Genomic DNA, 16,262 nt, shown 5'->3' with positions numbered 1-16,262 from the left:
TTCATTCACGAAGGACCGCACGATGTCGCGCTACTCGGCCAACGAAATCGAAGCAAAATGGCAAGAGGCCTGGGACAAGGCCGGAATCTTTGCCGCTAATCACAAGGCGGACAAGCCGAAATACTACGTGCTTGAGATGTTCCCCTACCCGTCTGGCCGAATCCATATGGGACACGTACGCAACTACACGATGGGCGACGTGATCGCGCGGCACAAACTGGCGACTGGGCACAACGTGCTGCATCCAATGGGCTGGGACGCATTCGGGATGCCTGCAGAGAACGCTGCGATGGCTATCGGCGGCCATCCCAAACACTGGACCTACGGCAACATCGCCGACATGCGAGGGCAAATGAAACCGCTTGGCCTGTCGATCGACTGGTCGCGCGAATTCGCCACTTGCGACCCGGAATATTACGGCCAGCAACAGGCGTTGTTTCTGGATATGCTTGAGGCCGGGCTCGTCTACCGCAAGAACGCCGTGGTGAACTGGGACCCGGTGGACATGACTGTTCTGGCCAATGAACAGGTGGAAAACGGGCGCGGCTGGCGCTCGGGCGCTCTGGTCGAGCGGCGCGAACTGACGCAGTGGTTCTTTAAAATCAGCGACTATTCCGAAGAATTGCTCGGCGCGCTGGACACACTGGAAAACTGGCCCGCCAAGGTGCGGTTGATGCAGGAAAACTGGATCGGCAAATCGCGCGGCCTGCAGTTCAGCTTTGAACGCACCGATGGTGCCGAGCCGATCACCGTCTACACGACTCGCCCCGATACGCTGATGGGCGCGTCTTTCGTCGGCATCTCGCCCGATCACCCGATTGCCAAGCAGCTGGAGGCTGAAAACGCCGAAGTCGCTGAATTCGTGGCCGAATGCCGCAAGGGAGGCACCACCGAAGAAGCGATCGAGACCGCCGAAAAGCTGGGCTATGACACCGGCATCACCGTCAAACACCCGCTGGACCCGAATTGGGAACTGCCAGTCTGGATCGCGAACTTCATCCTGATGGATTACGGCACCGGCGCAATCTTTGCCTGCCCAGCCCATGACCAGCGTGATTTGGACTTCTGCCGCAAATACGGTCTGCCGGTGGTCGATACGTTCTTTGCACTGGACGATGACACCCCGGTGGACAAGATCGCTTTCGTTCCGCCGAAAACCGAGAAAGTCCGCTGGGTGAATCACTTCGCCGGCCTCACTGAGGCGACGGGTGATGAGGCCATCAACACCACCGTAGATTTCGCCGAAAAGGCGGGCTGGGGCGAAGGTGTCACCAAATATCGCCTGCGCGACTGGGGTCTGAGCCGCCAGCGCTACTGGGGCTGCCCGATTCCCGTGGTGCATTGTGATTCCTGTGGTGTGGTGCCCGAAAAGAAAGAGAACCTGCCAGTTCGCCTGCCCGACGATGTGACATTCGACAAACCCGGCAACCCGCTGGATCGTCACCCGACCTGGCGTGACTGCGAATGCCCGAAATGCGGAGCCCCGGCCACACGCGAGACCGACACGATGGACACGTTCGTCGATTCGTCGTGGTATTTCGCTCGTTTCACCGCGCCCCGCGCCGAAACCCCGACCGATCTGGCCGAGGCCGAATACTGGATGAACGTGGATCAGTATATCGGCGGCATCGAACATGCGATTCTGCACTTGCTCTATTCGCGCTTCTTTGCGCGGGCCATGCAGATTACCGGCCACCTGCCCAAAAAGGCCATCGAGCCGTTCAACGCGCTGTTCACTCAAGGCATGGTCACGCACGAAATCTACCAAACCCGCGACACCAATGGCCGACCGGTCTATCACCTGCCCGAGGACGTGACCGACGGCAAACTGGCCGACGGTACCGAGGTCGAGATCATCCCTTCGGCAAAGATGTCGAAATCCAAGAAAAACGTGGTGGATCCGGTCAGCATTATCTCAGCCTTTGGTGCAGATACCGCGCGCTGGTTTGTGCTGTCCGATTCGCCGCCCGAACGCGACGTGGAATGGACCGCATCCGGGGCCGAGGCCGCCTTTAAGCACCTCAGCCGCGTGCATCGCATCGCCACTGAGATCGCCGAATCCGATGCGCCCGCCAATGCTGAGGATGAAACCCTGCTGCGTGAAATGCACAAAGCCATTCATGATGTGTCAGGCGGGGTCGAATCCTTTGGTTTCAATGCCTCGATCGCTAAGCTTTACGCCTTTACCAATACACTGGCGAAATCCAAGGCGGGCGCAGATGCCAAACGTCAGGCGGCCAAAACACTGGCGCAGCTGATGTCCCCGATGACCCCGCACCTGTCAGAAGAGCTGTGGCAATTGCTGGGCGGTGAGGGGCTGGTTGCCACCGCCGCGTGGCCCGTCGCAGATGAGGAGATGCTGGTCGACGATACCGTCACCCTGCCCATTCAGATCAATGGCAAGCGCCGCGCGGAAATCAGCGTTCCATTGGAAATGGACAAGGCCGAGGTTGAAAAAATCGCGCTCAGCACCGAAGCTGTGCAAAAGGCGCTGGATGGCAATGCGCCGAAAAAGGTGATCGTTGTACCGGGCCGGATCGTGAATGTCGTTGTTTGACCGCAGAACCCTGTTGATGCTGCCGCTGGCACTCGCTGCCTGCGGCTTTGAACCGGTCTATGCCCCCGGTGGCACTGGCGCGGCTCTGGACGGGCGTGTCACAGTATCGGCGCCGAATTCAACCAACAGTTTTCTGCTGGTCCAGAATCTGGAACAACGGCTGGGCCGCAGTGCAAATTCGGGTAACGCCTATAATCTTGATGTCGATGTCTCGACTGTAGTTCGTTCTGCCGCGATCACCCAGACCAACGAGACCAACCGTCTGAATATCGAAGGCACCGCGACCTACGCGCTGCGGTCGAATGAGACCGGGCAGATTTTGGCCTCGGGCCGGGTGAACAATTTCGTCGGCTATTCCGCAGCCGGTTCGACCGTGTCGACTCTGGCGGACGAGCGGGATGCGATGCAGCGGCTGATGGTGATTCTGTCGGACCAGATCGTAACCGAGCTTTACACCGTCCCGGGACTTGGCACATGAAGCTCAGCCCACGCGAGGCTGAGGGGTATTTTGCGCGGCCTGACGCCGACAAGCTTGGGTTGCTGATATACGGCTCGGATGCGATGCGTGTTGCGTTGAAGCGCCAGCAGGTTCTGGCGGCCCTTCTGGGCGCAAATGCCGAAGAAGAGATGCGCTTGACGCGGATGCCCGGCAGCGATCTGCGCGGCGACCCGGCCCTGTTGCTGGATGCGGTAAAAGCCGTCGGGTTCTTTCCCGGCCCACGCGCTGTGTTTGTCGAGGATACCACCGACGTGGCTGCCCCTGCGATCCTTGCAGCCTTCGAGGATTGGGCACCCGGTGACGCTCAGATCATCGTCACCGCCGGGCTGTTGAAACCCAGCTCGAAAATCCGCAAGGCCTTTGAAGCACACCCTTCTGCCTATGCGGTCGGCATCTATGACGATCCCCCATCGCGGGCCGAGGTCGAACGGGTTCTGTCCGAGGCCGGGTTGAAGAACATCCCGTCCGATTCCATGTCGGCGATAACCGAACTTGCAGCCGGAATCAGCCCCGGAGACTTTGCGCAAACCATTGAAAAGCTGTCCCTATACAAGCGCGGAGACAGCTCTGAGCTGACCATCGAGGATATCGAATCCTGCGCCCCCCGCTCGACCGAGGCCGCGCTGGACGATGTTCTGAACGTGGTGGCCGAGGGCCGTGCGGGCGAAATTGGTCCTCTGATCCGCCGCTTGCAATCGCAAGGCACCAATGCGGTGACTTTGTGCATTGGGGCCACCCGGCATTTTCGTACACTTTACGCCTGCGCATCGGACCCTGGTGGGGCGGCGCAGGGTATCGGCAAACTGCGTCCGCCGGTCTATGGCAAACGGCGCGACCGGATTCTGCGGCAGGCGCAGGGATGGGGCGCGCCAAAGCTGCAAACCGCGCTGACCGTTCTGACCGATACGGACCTGTCCTTGCGGTCCGCCGGTCAAACCGCACCCGCCATGGCATTGGTGGAACGCGCCATGATCCGCTTAGCAATGCTGGCCCGGTCGCGTTAGCGCGCCAGCCATTGCACGGCCCCGCGCCCGGCCCAGCGCCCGGTGGCGAGGCACGCGGTCAGAAGATACCCCCCCGTCGGGGCCTCCCAATCCAGCATCTCACCGGCACAGAACACGCTAGGTTTGGCCGTTAGCATCAGGTGGCCATCCATGGCGCCTCGCTGAACCCCACCTGCGGTTGAAATCGCTTCGTCCATCGGGCGCAGCTGCGCGCCAAGGATGGGTAAGTGTTTGAGCGACGCAGCTTCGTGCCCTTGCGGCGCACCTGCTTGCTTGGACATCTCATGAAACAGTGCAATTTTCTGTGGCGGCAGTTTCAGAGCCTTTTTCAGCCATTGAGACAACGTTGTTTTCGCGCTTTTTGCCTCAAACTTCGCCTGCAAAACTTTCGCACCCAGATCGGGCACCAGATCGACATTAAGATCCGCTCCCCGACGCAGCGCCGGTGTAAGCGAATACAGCCCTCCGCCTTCCAGCCCGGTGGCAGAGATCGTGGCCTCACCCCTGCTGTGCAACTCTCCGGCCATCCAGCGCACCGATTTCAGCGCCTTGCCGAAATGCGGCTGCATATGCGGGCTCCACGCCACCGACAGCGCCGAATTCGCCGGTTCGAACGAAGCCAGCGCCACACCTTTCTCTGCTAGCATCTTCGCCCATTGCCCATCTGATCCTAGCCGCGCCCAACTGGCCCCGCCCAGCGCCAGCACGGTCGCGTCGGGTTTGATGACCTGCGGCCCCTCAGACGTATCAAAGCGCAAAGCGTCGCCGTCCCAGCCCAACCAACGCCAGCGGGTTCGGATCTGCACACCCGCCTCGTCCAACTGCCGCAGCCATGCTCGCAACAGCGGCGAGGCTTTCATCGCGCTGGGAAACACCCGCCCGGTCGAACCGGTGAACAGCTCTTGCCCCAACCCTCTTGCCCAGCCCTGCACCGCGACGGCGTCGAACTCGGCCACGATCGGACGCAGCCAATCGGCCGCGCCGTATGCAGGCATCAAATTCTCGAACGTCTCGTCCTTGGTCAGGTTCAAGCCGGATTTGCCCGCCATCAGAAACTTGCGCGCGACCGAAGGCTTGGCCTCGGCCACCAGCACGTCGTGACCCGCTGCTGCAAGCTGCTCTGCCGCCATCAGACCCGCAGGCCCGGCACCGATTACAACTGCATGTGCCATTGCTGTCCTCTTGCCTTTCGCACGCCCTGAGCCACAGTCTGCCCCATGCCCGACCGCGACCCCATCTGCCCGCTATGTGACCGCCCCATTCCTGACGGGGGCGGAAGCCTGCACCATCTGATCCCAAAACTCAAAGGGGGCAAGGGCGGTCCCACGGTTTTACTGCACGTGATCTGCCACAAAGAGGTCCACGCCACATTGTCCGAAGCCGAACTGGCCCGCAATTTCAACACGGTCGAGGCCCTGCGTACACACCCTCGAATTGAGAAATTCCTGAACTGGGTGCGCAAACGCCCGCCCGGCTTTCGCTCAAAAGTTCCGGGCAAGCGGCGCGGGCGTTGATCAACCCGGCCAGACGCGATCCCCGAACGCATCGTGGATAGGGGCGGGTAGCCCTTCGATCTCGATCCCGCGATAATCCGGCGAGGGTGCGAATTGCGCACCTGCCACGTTCTGAAATTCCAAGGTCGTGTAGGGACGTTTCCACAGCCATTCCCGGTTCGCCACGACCCACGGATCGGCATCCGGGTGTGTCTCGTCGGTGAAGGCATAGAAATGCAGGTCGAACCCGTATTGGGCAACATCCTGCATCGACAAAAGGCGCATGCCCTGCGCGCGGCAGAACTTGTCCTCGGCCCCGATATCGCCTGTGCGCAGGGTGATCTGACCGATCCGGGCCTGCGCAAACGGATCGTCGGGATCTGCCGCGTTGTCTGGGCGGTTGCCCTCAAAATCATGTTGCAGCAGTTCGATGACAAACCCCTCGGGGTCGGTTAGGTGGCACATATAGCCGATGTCCAGAAACTGCCGAGGGGTCGAGACCTCAACCCCCTGTCGCCGCAGATAAGCCGCTGCCAGATCGACGTCGGGAAGGGTAATGCCAATCTTCCAATAGCGCTGGCCTTGGTCGTGGCTATAGCCCCCACCGCCCGGCATCAGCAGCAGATCGGCATCTTCGCCTGCATATCCCAGACGCAGGCTCGCCCCCTGTTCTTGCGCGCGCATGCCCAAAAGCTCGCCGTAGAACTTTGACAGGCGTTCAGGGTCCGCGACCCGAAGACGGATGGCAGATAATCTCATGGGCAAAGCTCGGCAATTCCAGCCGCGATTTTCGGATCGGCGCTCAGGCTGTCTGCCACCAGATCCCGCGCCGTCTGCATCAATACGTCAGGTTCAACCACACGGTCGACCAGACCGAAGGCAAAGGCTTCATCCGCTGCGATCTTTTGCCCGGCCATCAGGACCATCTTGGTCCGGGATGGCCCGATCAGCGCTGCCATACGACCCGGATCAGACGGTTGAGGCAAAAACCCCAGCTTCATGACCGGGTAGAAAAACTTGGCCGTGGGCACGGCAATACGGATGTCACAGGCCAGAACCATCCCGTTGGCCCCGCCCGCCAGCGTCCCGTTCAGGGCCGCCACGGTCAGGCATGGCAGCGCTGCAATGGCTCCGGACAGACGTTCCCACAAATCCGAGGTTGCCAGCCCTGCCCGCGCCTCATCCAGATCGGCACCAGCGCTGAACACCTTGCCCGCACCGGTCAGGATCAAGGCGCGTGCCTCTGTCGCGGCTTCGGCTATTTCGCAAAGTTCGGTCAGCATTGCCCCGGTCAGCGCATTGGCCTTTCCGGGGTTGTTCAGCGTAACGATCCAAAGCCCGTCCGCCTTACTTAACTCAATCACGTCAGACCTACCCGTTGTCGAATGTCCTCGCGGCGTAGCGATATCTCATCACCCAGAAACTCATCGGCGTCCTTGGTGCACATCCATAGCAACGCGCGCGCGGGCCAATCGGCGGGGATGTGATCGCTCCACTCCAACTGGCTGACGGCGTTGATGCCGCTGGCCTTGATCACGCGCTGCATATCCGTGGCCACAGTACCCGGAGATAGCCCCATCGCGCGGATGCCGTGAATAGATTCCTCAAGATGCAAACACTCGGTCAGCATCTTCGCCCCGGCCTTGGAGGCGCAATAGTGGCTCCACGCCTCAATCGCGTTCGAGGCCGCGCCGGACGAGATGGTGATCACCGTCCCTCCACCGGCTGCCCGCATAATCGGCAACGCGGCGCGCATCCCGTAGAAAACGCCCTTGAGGTTAATATCGATCGCCTTACCCCAAGCCTCGACATCGGCATTCGACAGATGAAAGATCGGATCAATCACACCCGCATTGCCGATCAGCACGTCCAGCCCGCCAAAGCGGTCCACGCAATCGGCCACGGCCTGTTCGAACTGCGCAAAATCGCTGACGTCACATTGCAACGCAATCGCATTCTCCCCCAGCGAAGCCGCCAGAGCATCGATCTGGTCCCTGTTGCGCGCAACAAGGGCGACATTCGCCCCGGCCGCGGCAAAAACGCGCCCTGCTTCGGCCCCGATGCCGCGACTGGCCCCAGTTATCAGTACGGTTTTTCCTTGCATGTGGACCCTGTACCTCCGTTGTTTTGAGATTGTGTAAACCTCTACCTCGCTAACGGGGAAAGGGTCCAGCCCTTGCCCCTTGACGCCCGACGCCACAGGCACGACGATGCCCGCAAAATTGATCAAGAAGGGTTCTTGTAATGTCCGTTTTCCTTCGCCGCAGCAGCGGCGCTGTTTTGGCCTATGCCGTCATTTCCCAAGGCGCGTTTGCCGATGTTACTGCACAGGATGTGTGGAACGACTGGCAAAGCTATCTGTCCCAGATGGGCTACACGGTCGAGGCGCAGCAATCAGCCAATGGCAATGTACTTAGCATCACGGACATGAACCTGAACATGGTTCTGCCCGAAGAGGACAGCAGCTTTAAAATGCAGGTCCCGCAGATGACGCTGACCGAAAACGGCGATGGAACCGTCAGCATTTCCCTGCCCGAAACTCTGCCGATGACTGTCTCGGGTGAGGGTGAGGGCGAGGCGTTCTCGGCCAAGATCCTATACACCCACAAAGGTCTGAACATGGTCGTGTCGGGCAGCCCGGATGAGATGACCTATGACTACACCGCCGACACGCTGGGGATCACGCTGGACGAGATAACGGCCAATGATGAAACTCTGCCCAGCGACGTTTTGGGTGTGGCCGTACAGCTTGCCGATCTGTCAGGCAGTTCACGCATGAAGATCGGTGAAAACCGCGATATAGACCAGACCTTCACCGCCAGCGCACTCAGCTATGATCTGGCCTTCGACGACCCCGAGAGCGACGATACCGGCAAGATCGACGGCTCGCTGGAACAGCTTGCGTTTGAAGGCACCAACGTCATTCCGTCGAGTTTCGATGTGTCGGACCCTCTGGCCTTTTACCAAAATGGTTTCGAATTCTCGGGGCTGTTTACCTATGCCTCCGGCAAAACGGCCATCGCGGGCACCTCGGACGGAGAAAGCTTTGACATGAGCAGTTCCTCTGAGGGGGGGCGGTTCGGGGCCAGCTTTGACGCGCAGCGTCTGGCCTATGATCTGGAGCAGAACAGCACCAAACTGGCAGTGACCACGGCAGACCTGCCTTTCCCGATCGAGATTGCGATGGCCAATGCCGGGTTGAAATTCGAATTCCCGGTGCAGAAATCTGAAGAAATTCAACCGTTCGGCTTTGCCTTCAACCTGACCGATTTCACCATGTCGGACGTGTTGTGGAGCATTTTTGACCCCGCAGGTGCGCTGCCGCGAGATCCAGCCACCATTGCTTTGGATACGGCGGGCACTGCAAAAATCCTGACAGATTTCTTCGACCCCGAGGCAGTCGAGTCGCTGGCCTTGTCCGAAGACGCGCCGGGTGAGTTGCATTCGCTGAAGATCAACGAGCTGCTGGTGTCTCTGGTCGGTGCAAAACTGACCGGTGAGGGCGACTTCACCTTCGACAACACCAATACGCAAGAACTGGGCGGCCTGCCCACACCTGTCGGCAGCACTACATTGCAACTGGTCGGGGCCAATAAGTTGATCGACACGCTGATCAGCATGGGATTGGTTGCGGAAAGCGATGCCCTGGGCGCACGGATGATGATGGGTCTGATGGCCGTTCCTGGCGAAGAACCCGATACGCTGAATTCCAAGATCGAATTCACCGAGGATGGCCAAATTCTGGCCAATGGTCAGCGCATCAAGTGACCTGCACTGTCAGAGGGTGGTCATCACCTGCCCTCTGACGTCCTTTCCGGTTCGAACCCGGTGACGATTTTCCATTGCCCTGAAATGCGCCCTGCGTTCACGCAACTTCGTTGTGCCCAATGGCATTGGGGGCCTTGCGGGACGCCCGGTCCGGGGCTAGGTCCAATACAACCACACCCGGAGGCCCCATGACCCGCGCACTTGAAGAAATCAGCCAGAACCTGCTGGATGCGGCCCGCAAAGCGGGGGCCGAGGCTGCCGATGCCATTGTATTGGACGGCTCCTCCGTGTCGGTCGAGGTGCGCGCCGGGGCGTTGGAACACGCCGAACGGTCGGAAGGTACCGATCTTGGATTACGTGTGTTTCTGGGCAAGCGACAGGCGATCGTATCCAGCTCGGACAGCCGCCCCGAGACCCTGACGGCAATGGCCGAACGTGCTGTCGCCATGGCGGGTGAAGCCCCCGAGGACCCCTTTGCCGGCCTCGCCGACCCAGACCAGCTTGCCAAAACCTGGGACATGCAGGCGCTGGAGCTGTTTGATCCCACCCCCGAACCCACGGCCGAAGCCCTGTTGCAGGACGCATTGGCCGCCGAGGCTGCGGCGCTGGCTGTTGACGGGGTGTCTCAGGTCTCGGATGCGGCGGCGGCCTATGGGACGCACCGGGTGCATTTGGCAGCCAGCAATGGATTTTCCGGCGGTTATACTCGGTCCAGCCGGTCAACATCCTGCGTGGCGATCTCGGGCGAAGGCACCGGGATGGAGCGGGACTATGATGGTGACAGCCGCACCTTTCAGACCGATCTGCGCGCACCCGACGAGATCGGCCGCACCGCCGGGGAGCGTGCGGTTCAGCAAGTGGGCGCACGGAAACCAACCACCGGCACCTTTCCGGTTCTGTTTGACGAGCGCATCTCGTCCTCGCTGATCGGGCATTTGCTGGGGGCCAGCAACGGCGCAGCCATTGCGCGCGGCGCATCCTGGCTGTCGGATTGTCTCGGCGAACAGGTTCTGCCCGAGCGTATATCGCTGATCGAAGACCCGCATCGCCCGCGCATTGCCGGATCCCGCCCGTTTGACGCCGAAGGCCTGCCAACCCGACGCCGGGCGATTGTCGAAAACGGCGTTCTGACCGGGTGGACTCTGGATCTGGCCAGCGCACGCAAGTTGGACATGACCTCGACGGGTAACGCTGCTCGCGGGGTCTCGGGGCCCCCGTCTCCCAGCAACTGGAACCTGAGCCTGACGCAGGGTGATCAAAGCAGGGCTGACCTGCTGCGCGATATGGGAACCGGGCTTTTGGTGACGTCGATGATCGGGTCAACCATCAACCCCAATACAGGCGACTATTCCCGCGGCGCATCAGGCTTTTGGGTCGAAAATGGCGAGATCACCTATCCGGTCAACGAATGCACCATTGCGGGCAATCTGCGCGACATGTTGAAACGGATCGTTCCGGCCAATGACGCCCGCCCCTATCTGTCGCGCGTGGTGCCGTCGTTGCTGATCGAAGGGATGACACTTGCCGGCAACTGACCTGCCCCTGCTGATCGACGCCGCATTGGAGGCCGGAAAGATCGCTACCCGCTATTCGGGCACCACGGCCCAGCGCTGGGACAAACCCGGCGGCGCGGGCCCGGTGACCGAAGCCGATCTGGCGGTGAACGCGATGCTGGAGCAGAAGCTGCCTGCTGCCCGGCCCGGCTATGGCTGGCTCAGCGAAGAGACCGAGGATTCCCAAGCGCGGCTTACAAAAGACCGGGTGTTCATCATCGACCCCATCGACGGCACGCGCAGCTTTGCCGAAGGCTCGCGGACCTGGGCGCATTCGCTAGCCGTTACAGAAGGCCAAGAAGTTACGGCAGCTGTTATATACTTACCCCGCCGCGACCTGCTTTTTGCGGCAGCCAAAGGGCAGGGAGCAACGCTAAACGGCACCGCAATACGCGTGTCTGGCATCGACGATCTGAACAGCGCTGAAGTTCTGGCAGCCAGACCAAATATGGACGCCAGCCATTGGCGCAATGGCACAATTCCCGGCTTTCAGCGCAACTACCGCCCGTCGCTGGCTTATCGCATGGCTACGGTTGCGCAAGGGCGGTTCGACGGGATGCTGACGCTGCGCCCAAGCTGGGAATGGGATATCGCCGCCGGTGATCTGATCATCCGCGAAGCGGGCGGAGTGTGTTCCGACCGATTGGGCGGGCCGCTGCGCTTCAACAACCCGCATCCCCGCCTAAATGGGGTCGTCGCTGCAGGGGCCGCCTTGCACAGCCGTATAACCAACATGCTGGAGCCGGAAAGCACCGGACCCTGGTCATGACCAAGACGCGCTCGATGAGCTTGACGGCCTATCGCGTCCTGTCTTGGGGGGTGTCCAGCGCAGGAGACACCGCCTACGCCCCACGCCCCGGGGGTGAATTGATCTGGATACACATCGGCGCACGGGATCGGCAGCGGGCAGTGGTTGATTTTTGTCAACGCCTGCAACAGGTCCGACCCGATCTGTCGATCCTGTTGACGGCCCCGCCGGATGCAGATCTGTCTCGCTGGCCGTCGGCAGACTTTCCCCTGATCAACCTGCCATCCGAACAGACCGGCGCCGCGCGCGCCTTTCTAGAGCATTGGTGCCCAGATATCGGCCTTTGGATTGGCGGCGGGCTGATGCCCAACCTGATCACGCGGGCGCAGGAAAGGGGCATCCCTCTGATCCTTGCCGAAGCCGCCTATCACTTCAACATCGCACCGGGTGGACGCTGGCTGCCAGACCTGACCCGACTGACCTTCGACAGTTTCACCTCCATCCTAACCACGAATAACGAAGCCGCCCGGCAAATCCGCCGGCTGGGTATCTCGTCCTCGAAAGTGGGCACAGCTCCGCCCCTTATGGTCAGCCCCAACCCCCGCCCCTGGCCTGAGGATGAGTTGATCGAGATGACGCATGCCCTGTCTGGTCGCCCTGTGTGGCTAGCTTCCTGGGTGCAGGACAAGGAATTCATCTCTGTCCTCAGCGCCCATAGGCAAGCGACCCGAATGCTGCCCAGGCTGGCCCTTGTGCTGCATGTCGCGGATATCTACGAGGCAGCCCCGCTGCACCGACGGCTTGAGGCGATGGACCTGCGCTGCGTCAACTGGGATGAAGGCGGAACAATCGAGGACAACACGCAGGTGATCCTGTCCTCGGATGCCGAAGCTTTGGGTCTCTGGCAGCGCGTTTCAGCCGTGACCTTCATCGGCAGCACGCTGGAACGCGGGTCAGGTGGACAGGACCCGCTGATTGCGACTGCCCTGGGCTCGGCGGTTATTCACGGCCCGTTTGTGCATCGGCACCAACAGATATACGATCAGCTTGACCGGGCGGGTGCCGCAAGAGTGGTGAGAAGTGCAACCGAACTGGGTGACGCTGTTGTGGAAAGCCTGGCCCCGGACCGCGCCGCCGATATGGCGCTGGCCGGATGGCAGGTCGTAACCGAGGGCGCACCGCAGGCGGATCGCCTGATCGAATTGGTGCAGGACACATTGGATCGGCGGGGATCAGATCATGCAGGCACCTGATTTCTGGCACACCGCACCTGACCGATTGGCAATCCGGGCACGACTTCTAGCTCCGCTTGGGGGACTTTACGCGGCCGCAACCGCCCGGCGCGTTGCGGCCCAGCCGGGTCTAACACCCGGCGTACCAGTGATCTGCGTTGGCAACCTGAATGCGGGCGGCACCGGGAAGACCCCCACCGTGATCTGGATGATCGAACAGTTGCGCGATGCGTGGCATCAGACCCATGTGGTCACACGCGGCCATGGCGGATCGCTGGACGGGCCGGTGCGCGTTGATCCGGGCAAGCATACCGCAGCCGAGGTCGGGGACGAGCCGCTGTTGCTGGCCGCCTTTGCCGATGTCTGGGTGGCAAAGGACCGCGCCGCCGGGGCCAAAGCCGCCGCCGAGGCCGGAGCGACGGTGATCGTTCTGGATGACGGGTTTCAAAACCCCTCGGTCGCCAAGGATTTCTCGGTCATCGTGGTGGATGCCCAGCGCGGGTTCGGCAACGGGTTGTGCCTGCCTGCCGGACCGTTGCGCGAACCGGTCGATGTGGGCCTGAAACGTGCCGATCTCGTCCTGTCACTAGGGGATGCCGCCGCGCAGATCGAATTCACCAACAGATGGGGGCTGAAGCTGACCGTTCCCCACGCCACGGGTGTGGTCGAGGCGCTGCAAACCGGGATGGACTGGGCCGACACGCCGGTTCTGGCCTTTGCCGGGATCGGCCACCCGGAGAAGTTCTTTGCAACCCTGCGCCAGCAAGGCGCAACCCTGTTGCGGGCCGAAGCACTGGACGATCACCAGCCACTGACCCCGGCCTTGATGGCCCGGTTGGAAAATGAGGCACGCCTGCTCGGTGCACAGATGGTCACGACCGAGAAAGACGCCGTTCGCCTGCCCGCAGCGTTCCGCAGCAAGGTCATCACCCTGCCCGTTCGCCTAAATGTCGCGGACGGCGACAGGGTCAAACAAATGCTCTTGCAAGTTGCCCCATCGCCCTAAAAAGCGACCAGCCGAAAAGAGCTGGCCGCCAAACAGGCTTAGCTGCCCAGTTCGTCTTCGATCAGCTTCTTGAACGCGTCATACGACTGGTTCTCGACCGCTTTGCCGTTCACGATAAACGACGGAGTGGCCTGAATGCCGTCACGCTCGGCGTTTTCCTGGTACCAGGCCACCAATGTGCGGGCACGATCGCCATCCTGAAGACAGGCTTCAAGCTGGTCATTGTCGATCCCGGCCAGACGCCCGATCTTGCGCAGTTCATCCACGATCTCAGCCGGGCCACCCGCGCGGGTCCACTCGGACTGGCCTTCATAGATCAGATCCGAGATGCCAAAGAACTTGTCAGGACCCGCACAGCGCGCCACCATCGACGCCCACAGGCCGTAGCGGTCGAAATACACCTCGCGGTAGACAAACTTGACCTTGCCGGTGTCGATGAAATCCTTCTTGAGTTGCTTGTACGGCCCTTTGTGGAAATTCGCGCAATGCGGACAGGTGTACGAGGCATATTCGATGATCTCGACCGGCGCGTCCTTGGCCCCCAGGGTCATCTCGACGATGGTCGAGGTGTCCAGCTCGGCCTCTTGCGCCTTGGCGCTGCCGATCAGCGAAAATGACGCGTTTGGTGACGACAGCAAAAAGCTGCCTGCGGCAATGGCGACGGCCGCGCAAATTCCGGTTGCAATACGGCTCATGTATCAGCCCTTTCTCAGCGTTTTTGTTTGGATAGAACGTTACGACCCAGACGTTCAAGGGCTGCACGCAGGTCGCCATCATGGACGTCTTGCGCTGCCCGGTCCGCCTCGGCCGCGATTTCCGGTTTCAGTGTGGGTTTCACCACTTTCGGTTTGTGATCGAAACTGGCCTGCCCCTCGGCAAATCCTGTCGGAGCGGTCTGGGTGATGCGCACCCGGCTGATGGCGTTATAGCCATAAACCGCGTTCACTTTACCGCGCAGCTGTTCCTTTTGCATCTCAAGCATCGGGGCTTGCGGGCCGGTGGTCAGCACGGTTAGCGTCGCCCCCATGCCGCCTTTGCCATAGCCCACGTTCACAGGGCGCGCGATGGCAGCCATGTCCTGCCCCACGATCTCGGCCCAATGGGTCAACAGGCGCGACACGGCAAAGCCCCGGCTTTCACCGGCGCGTCTGATCTGATCGCTCAGCAATGTCGCGGTGCGTTTGAACCCGCGGGTCGAAGAACGTCTGCGCTGCATCTGGTTTCCAACTCCTGCGCCACTATTGTAGAGGGCAGGACACCGGGCGCCAGCGAAACCCGACAGGGAGATGATTAAAAATTGCGTGACACAGGCGAATTTGACGTCAGCAACGAATTGCTGGCCTGGTACGACCGCCACGCCCGCAAGATGCCGTGGCGCGTCAGCCCCGCTGACCGCGCCGCCGGAGTGCGGCCCGACCCCTATCGCGTCTGGCTGTCTGAGGTGATGCTGCAGCAGACCACCGTGGCCGCCGTGCGTGACTATTTCATGCGGTTCACGACGCGCTGGCCCACGGTGCAGGCGCTGGCCGCGGCCCCCGATGATCAGGTCATGGGCGAATGGGCCGGGCTGGGCTACTACGCCCGCGCCCGCAACCTGCTGAAATGCGCGCGAGCGGTGGCTGAAGGTCACGACGGCATCTTCCCCGACACCCATGACGCTTTGCTAGGCTTGCCCGGCATCGGCCCTTATACCGCCGCTGCAATCTCGGCCATCGCCTTTGACCGCCCCGAAACCGTGCTGGATGGAAATGTCGAACGCGTCATAGCCCGGCTTTACGACATTCACGCCCCGCTGCCCGGCTCGAAACCTGCGCTAAAGAACAAAGCCGCAACGCTGACACCTGACGTACGACCCGGAGACTACGCGCAGGCTGTCATGGATCTGGGGGCCACGATCTGCACGCCCAAATCACCTACCTGCGGAATTTGCCCGCTGCGCGATCCCTGCCTGTCGCGCAAGGCCGGAACGCAGGCTGACCTGCCGCGCAAAACGCCCAAAAAACCAAAGCCCACGCGCTATGGCCATGTCTATATCGCCCAGCGTAACGATGGCGCGCTGCTGCTTGAGCGTCGCCCGGACAAAGGCCTGCTGGGTGGGATGTTGGGCTGGCCCGGATCAGATTGGTCGGATGCGCCAGCCGAGACACCGCCCTTCCCGGCGGATTGGCAGGCACTGCCCGGCGAGGTGCGCCACACCTTCACCCATTTCCACCTGATTCTGCGCGTCTGGACCGCCCCCCTGCCGGAAGATCTAGCCCCGAATGACCTGATCATCATGGACAAACACACGTTCCGACCCAAAGTTCTTCCAACTGTGATGCGCAAGGCGCTTGACCTCTGGCTCGGGCAGTAACAGGTTTTTCAAAAAGGCCTCTGGAGCATCCCAGAAGCGGTCATTCGGA

16 protein-coding genes are annotated in these 16,262 nt (G+C 61.3%); 10 read left to right on the top strand and 6 right to left on the bottom strand.

Annotated elements, in window-relative coordinates; translation table 11 throughout:
• Positions 1-22: 22 nt before the first annotated feature.
• Genes leuS through holA form a run of 3 tightly spaced genes read left to right on the top strand, consistent with a single transcriptional unit; the run spans position 23 to position 4,060 of the window.
• Positions 23-2,557 (top strand): leucine--tRNA ligase, encoded by a 2,535-nt coding sequence (leuS, locus tag ACR3E7_RS16060; protein ID WP_480505261.1) that lies wholly within the window; start codon positions 23-25, stop codon positions 2,555-2,557.
• Positions 2,544-3,035: an LPS assembly lipoprotein LptE gene (locus ACR3E7_RS16055; RefSeq protein WP_480505259.1), complete on the top strand. Its 492-nt coding sequence runs from the start codon at positions 2,544-2,546 to the stop codon at positions 3,033-3,035. Before leuS ends, ACR3E7_RS16055 begins: the two co-directional genes overlap by 14 nt.
• Positions 3,032-4,060: a DNA polymerase III subunit delta gene (gene holA, locus ACR3E7_RS16050; protein ID WP_170791234.1), complete on the top strand. Its 1,029-nt coding sequence runs from the start codon at positions 3,032-3,034 to the stop codon at positions 4,058-4,060. The genes ACR3E7_RS16055 and holA overlap by 4 nt, the downstream gene beginning before the upstream one ends.
• Here the strand turns inward: holA and ACR3E7_RS16045 are convergent.
• Positions 4,057-5,232 carry a TIGR03862 family flavoprotein gene (locus ACR3E7_RS16045; RefSeq protein ID WP_480505257.1) on the bottom strand — a complete coding sequence of 392 codons (1,176 nt, stop codon included), beginning with the start codon at positions 5,230-5,232 and terminating at the stop codon, positions 4,057-4,059. The genes holA and ACR3E7_RS16045 overlap by 4 nt on opposite strands.
• A 45-nt stretch (positions 5,233-5,277) precedes the next feature.
• On the opposite strand from ACR3E7_RS16045, the gene ACR3E7_RS16040 reads away from it, so the two are divergent.
• The gene (locus ACR3E7_RS16040) at positions 5,278-5,574 is read left to right on the top strand and encodes an HNH endonuclease (protein WP_170783087.1); all 297 of its coding nucleotides are present in this window, start codon (positions 5,278-5,280) and stop codon (positions 5,572-5,574) included.
• Here the strand turns inward: ACR3E7_RS16040 and ACR3E7_RS16035 are convergent, their stop codons facing one another.
• The 3 genes from ACR3E7_RS16035 to ACR3E7_RS16025 are packed head-to-tail and all read right to left on the bottom strand — an operon-like array spanning position 5,575 to position 7,657.
• The gene (locus ACR3E7_RS16035; RefSeq protein WP_480505255.1) at positions 5,575-6,312 is read right to left on the bottom strand and encodes a VOC family protein; all 738 of its coding nucleotides are present in this window, start codon (positions 6,310-6,312) and stop codon (positions 5,575-5,577) included. It abuts the gene before it with no gap.
• On the bottom strand, positions 6,309-6,917 hold the full coding sequence (locus tag ACR3E7_RS16030) for an enoyl-CoA hydratase/isomerase family protein (RefSeq protein ID WP_170791240.1): 609 nt from the start codon (positions 6,915-6,917) through the stop codon (positions 6,309-6,311). The genes ACR3E7_RS16035 and ACR3E7_RS16030 overlap by 4 nt, the downstream gene beginning before the upstream one ends.
• The gene (locus tag ACR3E7_RS16025) at positions 6,914-7,657 is read right to left on the bottom strand and encodes an SDR family oxidoreductase (RefSeq protein WP_480505253.1); all 744 of its coding nucleotides are present in this window, start codon (positions 7,655-7,657) and stop codon (positions 6,914-6,916) included. The genes ACR3E7_RS16030 and ACR3E7_RS16025 overlap by 4 nt, the downstream gene beginning before the upstream one ends.
• Positions 7,658-7,797: 140 nt before the next feature.
• Between ACR3E7_RS16025 and ACR3E7_RS16020 the strand changes: the two genes are divergently transcribed.
• From ACR3E7_RS16020 to lpxK, 5 genes are all read left to right on the top strand, one after another.
• Positions 7,798-9,321, top strand: coding sequence for a DUF2125 domain-containing protein (locus tag ACR3E7_RS16020; protein ID WP_480505251.1), 1,524 nt, complete (start codon positions 7,798-7,800; stop codon positions 9,319-9,321).
• A 188-nt stretch (positions 9,322-9,509) separates the two neighbouring features.
• Complete coding sequence (locus ACR3E7_RS16015; RefSeq protein ID WP_480505249.1) at positions 9,510-10,856, top strand: TldD/PmbA family protein; 1,347 nt, start codon at positions 9,510-9,512, stop codon at positions 10,854-10,856.
• A complete protein-coding gene (locus ACR3E7_RS16010) occupies positions 10,843-11,643 on the top strand; it encodes an inositol monophosphatase family protein (protein ID WP_170791247.1) in 801 nt (266 codons plus the stop codon). Before ACR3E7_RS16015 ends, ACR3E7_RS16010 begins: the two co-directional genes overlap by 14 nt.
• Positions 11,640-12,875 (top strand): 3-deoxy-D-manno-octulosonic acid transferase, encoded by a 1,236-nt coding sequence (locus ACR3E7_RS16005; RefSeq protein ID WP_480505246.1) that lies wholly within the window; start codon positions 11,640-11,642, stop codon positions 12,873-12,875. Before ACR3E7_RS16010 ends, ACR3E7_RS16005 begins: the two co-directional genes overlap by 4 nt.
• Positions 12,862-13,860 (top strand): tetraacyldisaccharide 4'-kinase, encoded by a 999-nt coding sequence (gene lpxK / locus ACR3E7_RS16000; protein WP_480505244.1) that lies wholly within the window; start codon positions 12,862-12,864, stop codon positions 13,858-13,860. The genes ACR3E7_RS16005 and lpxK overlap by 14 nt, the downstream gene beginning before the upstream one ends.
• A gap of 38 nt (positions 13,861-13,898) precedes the next feature.
• Here lpxK and ACR3E7_RS15995 read toward each other — a convergent pair whose 3' ends face one another.
• Positions 13,899-14,555 (bottom strand): DsbA family protein, encoded by a 657-nt coding sequence (locus ACR3E7_RS15995; RefSeq protein ID WP_480505242.1) that lies wholly within the window; start codon positions 14,553-14,555, stop codon positions 13,899-13,901.
• A gap of 14 nt (positions 14,556-14,569) precedes the next feature.
• Entirely contained in the window at positions 14,570-15,076 is a 507-nt protein-coding gene (locus ACR3E7_RS15990) for a DUF721 domain-containing protein (protein ID WP_480505241.1), read from the bottom strand.
• 81 nt (positions 15,077-15,157) lie between these two features.
• Here ACR3E7_RS15990 and mutY point away from each other — a divergent pair, with 81 nt between their 5' ends.
• Positions 15,158-16,213 (top strand): A/G-specific adenine glycosylase, encoded by a 1,056-nt coding sequence (mutY, locus tag ACR3E7_RS15985; protein WP_480505239.1) that lies wholly within the window; start codon positions 15,158-15,160, stop codon positions 16,211-16,213.
• Positions 16,214-16,262: the final 49 nt, after the last annotated feature.

The organism is Ruegeria sp. BK1 (assembly GCF_056535645.1).
Note: the sequence above shows the minus strand (reverse complement) of the source record. Positions and strands in the feature narration are given on the sequence as shown.

Coding starts and splice junctions, on each gene's coding strand:
- leuS (WP_480505261.1), top strand. CDS start 23: ATGTCGCGCTACTCGGCCAACGAAATCGAAGCAAAATGGCAAGAGGCC.
- ACR3E7_RS16055 (WP_480505259.1), top strand. CDS start 2,544: ATGTCGTTGTTTGACCGCAGAACCCTGTTGATGCTGCCGCTGGCACTC.
- holA (WP_170791234.1), top strand. CDS start 3,032: ATGAAGCTCAGCCCACGCGAGGCTGAGGGGTATTTTGCGCGGCCTGAC.
- ACR3E7_RS16045 (WP_480505257.1), bottom strand. CDS start 5,232: ATGGCACATGCAGTTGTAATCGGTGCCGGGCCTGCGGGTCTGATGGCG.
- ACR3E7_RS16040 (WP_170783087.1), top strand. CDS start 5,278: ATGCCCGACCGCGACCCCATCTGCCCGCTATGTGACCGCCCCATTCCT.
- ACR3E7_RS16035 (WP_480505255.1), bottom strand. CDS start 6,312: ATGAGATTATCTGCCATCCGTCTTCGGGTCGCGGACCCTGAACGCCTG.
- ACR3E7_RS16025 (WP_480505253.1), bottom strand. CDS start 7,657: ATGCAAGGAAAAACCGTACTGATAACTGGGGCCAGTCGCGGCATCGGG.
- ACR3E7_RS16020 (WP_480505251.1), top strand. CDS start 7,798: ATGTCCGTTTTCCTTCGCCGCAGCAGCGGCGCTGTTTTGGCCTATGCC.
- ACR3E7_RS16015 (WP_480505249.1), top strand. CDS start 9,510: ATGACCCGCGCACTTGAAGAAATCAGCCAGAACCTGCTGGATGCGGCC.
- ACR3E7_RS16005 (WP_480505246.1), top strand. CDS start 11,640: ATGACCAAGACGCGCTCGATGAGCTTGACGGCCTATCGCGTCCTGTCT.
- lpxK (WP_480505244.1), top strand. CDS start 12,862: ATGCAGGCACCTGATTTCTGGCACACCGCACCTGACCGATTGGCAATC.
- ACR3E7_RS15995 (WP_480505242.1), bottom strand. CDS start 14,555: ATGAGCCGTATTGCAACCGGAATTTGCGCGGCCGTCGCCATTGCCGCA.
- ACR3E7_RS15990 (WP_480505241.1), bottom strand. CDS start 15,076: ATGCAGCGCAGACGTTCTTCGACCCGCGGGTTCAAACGCACCGCGACA.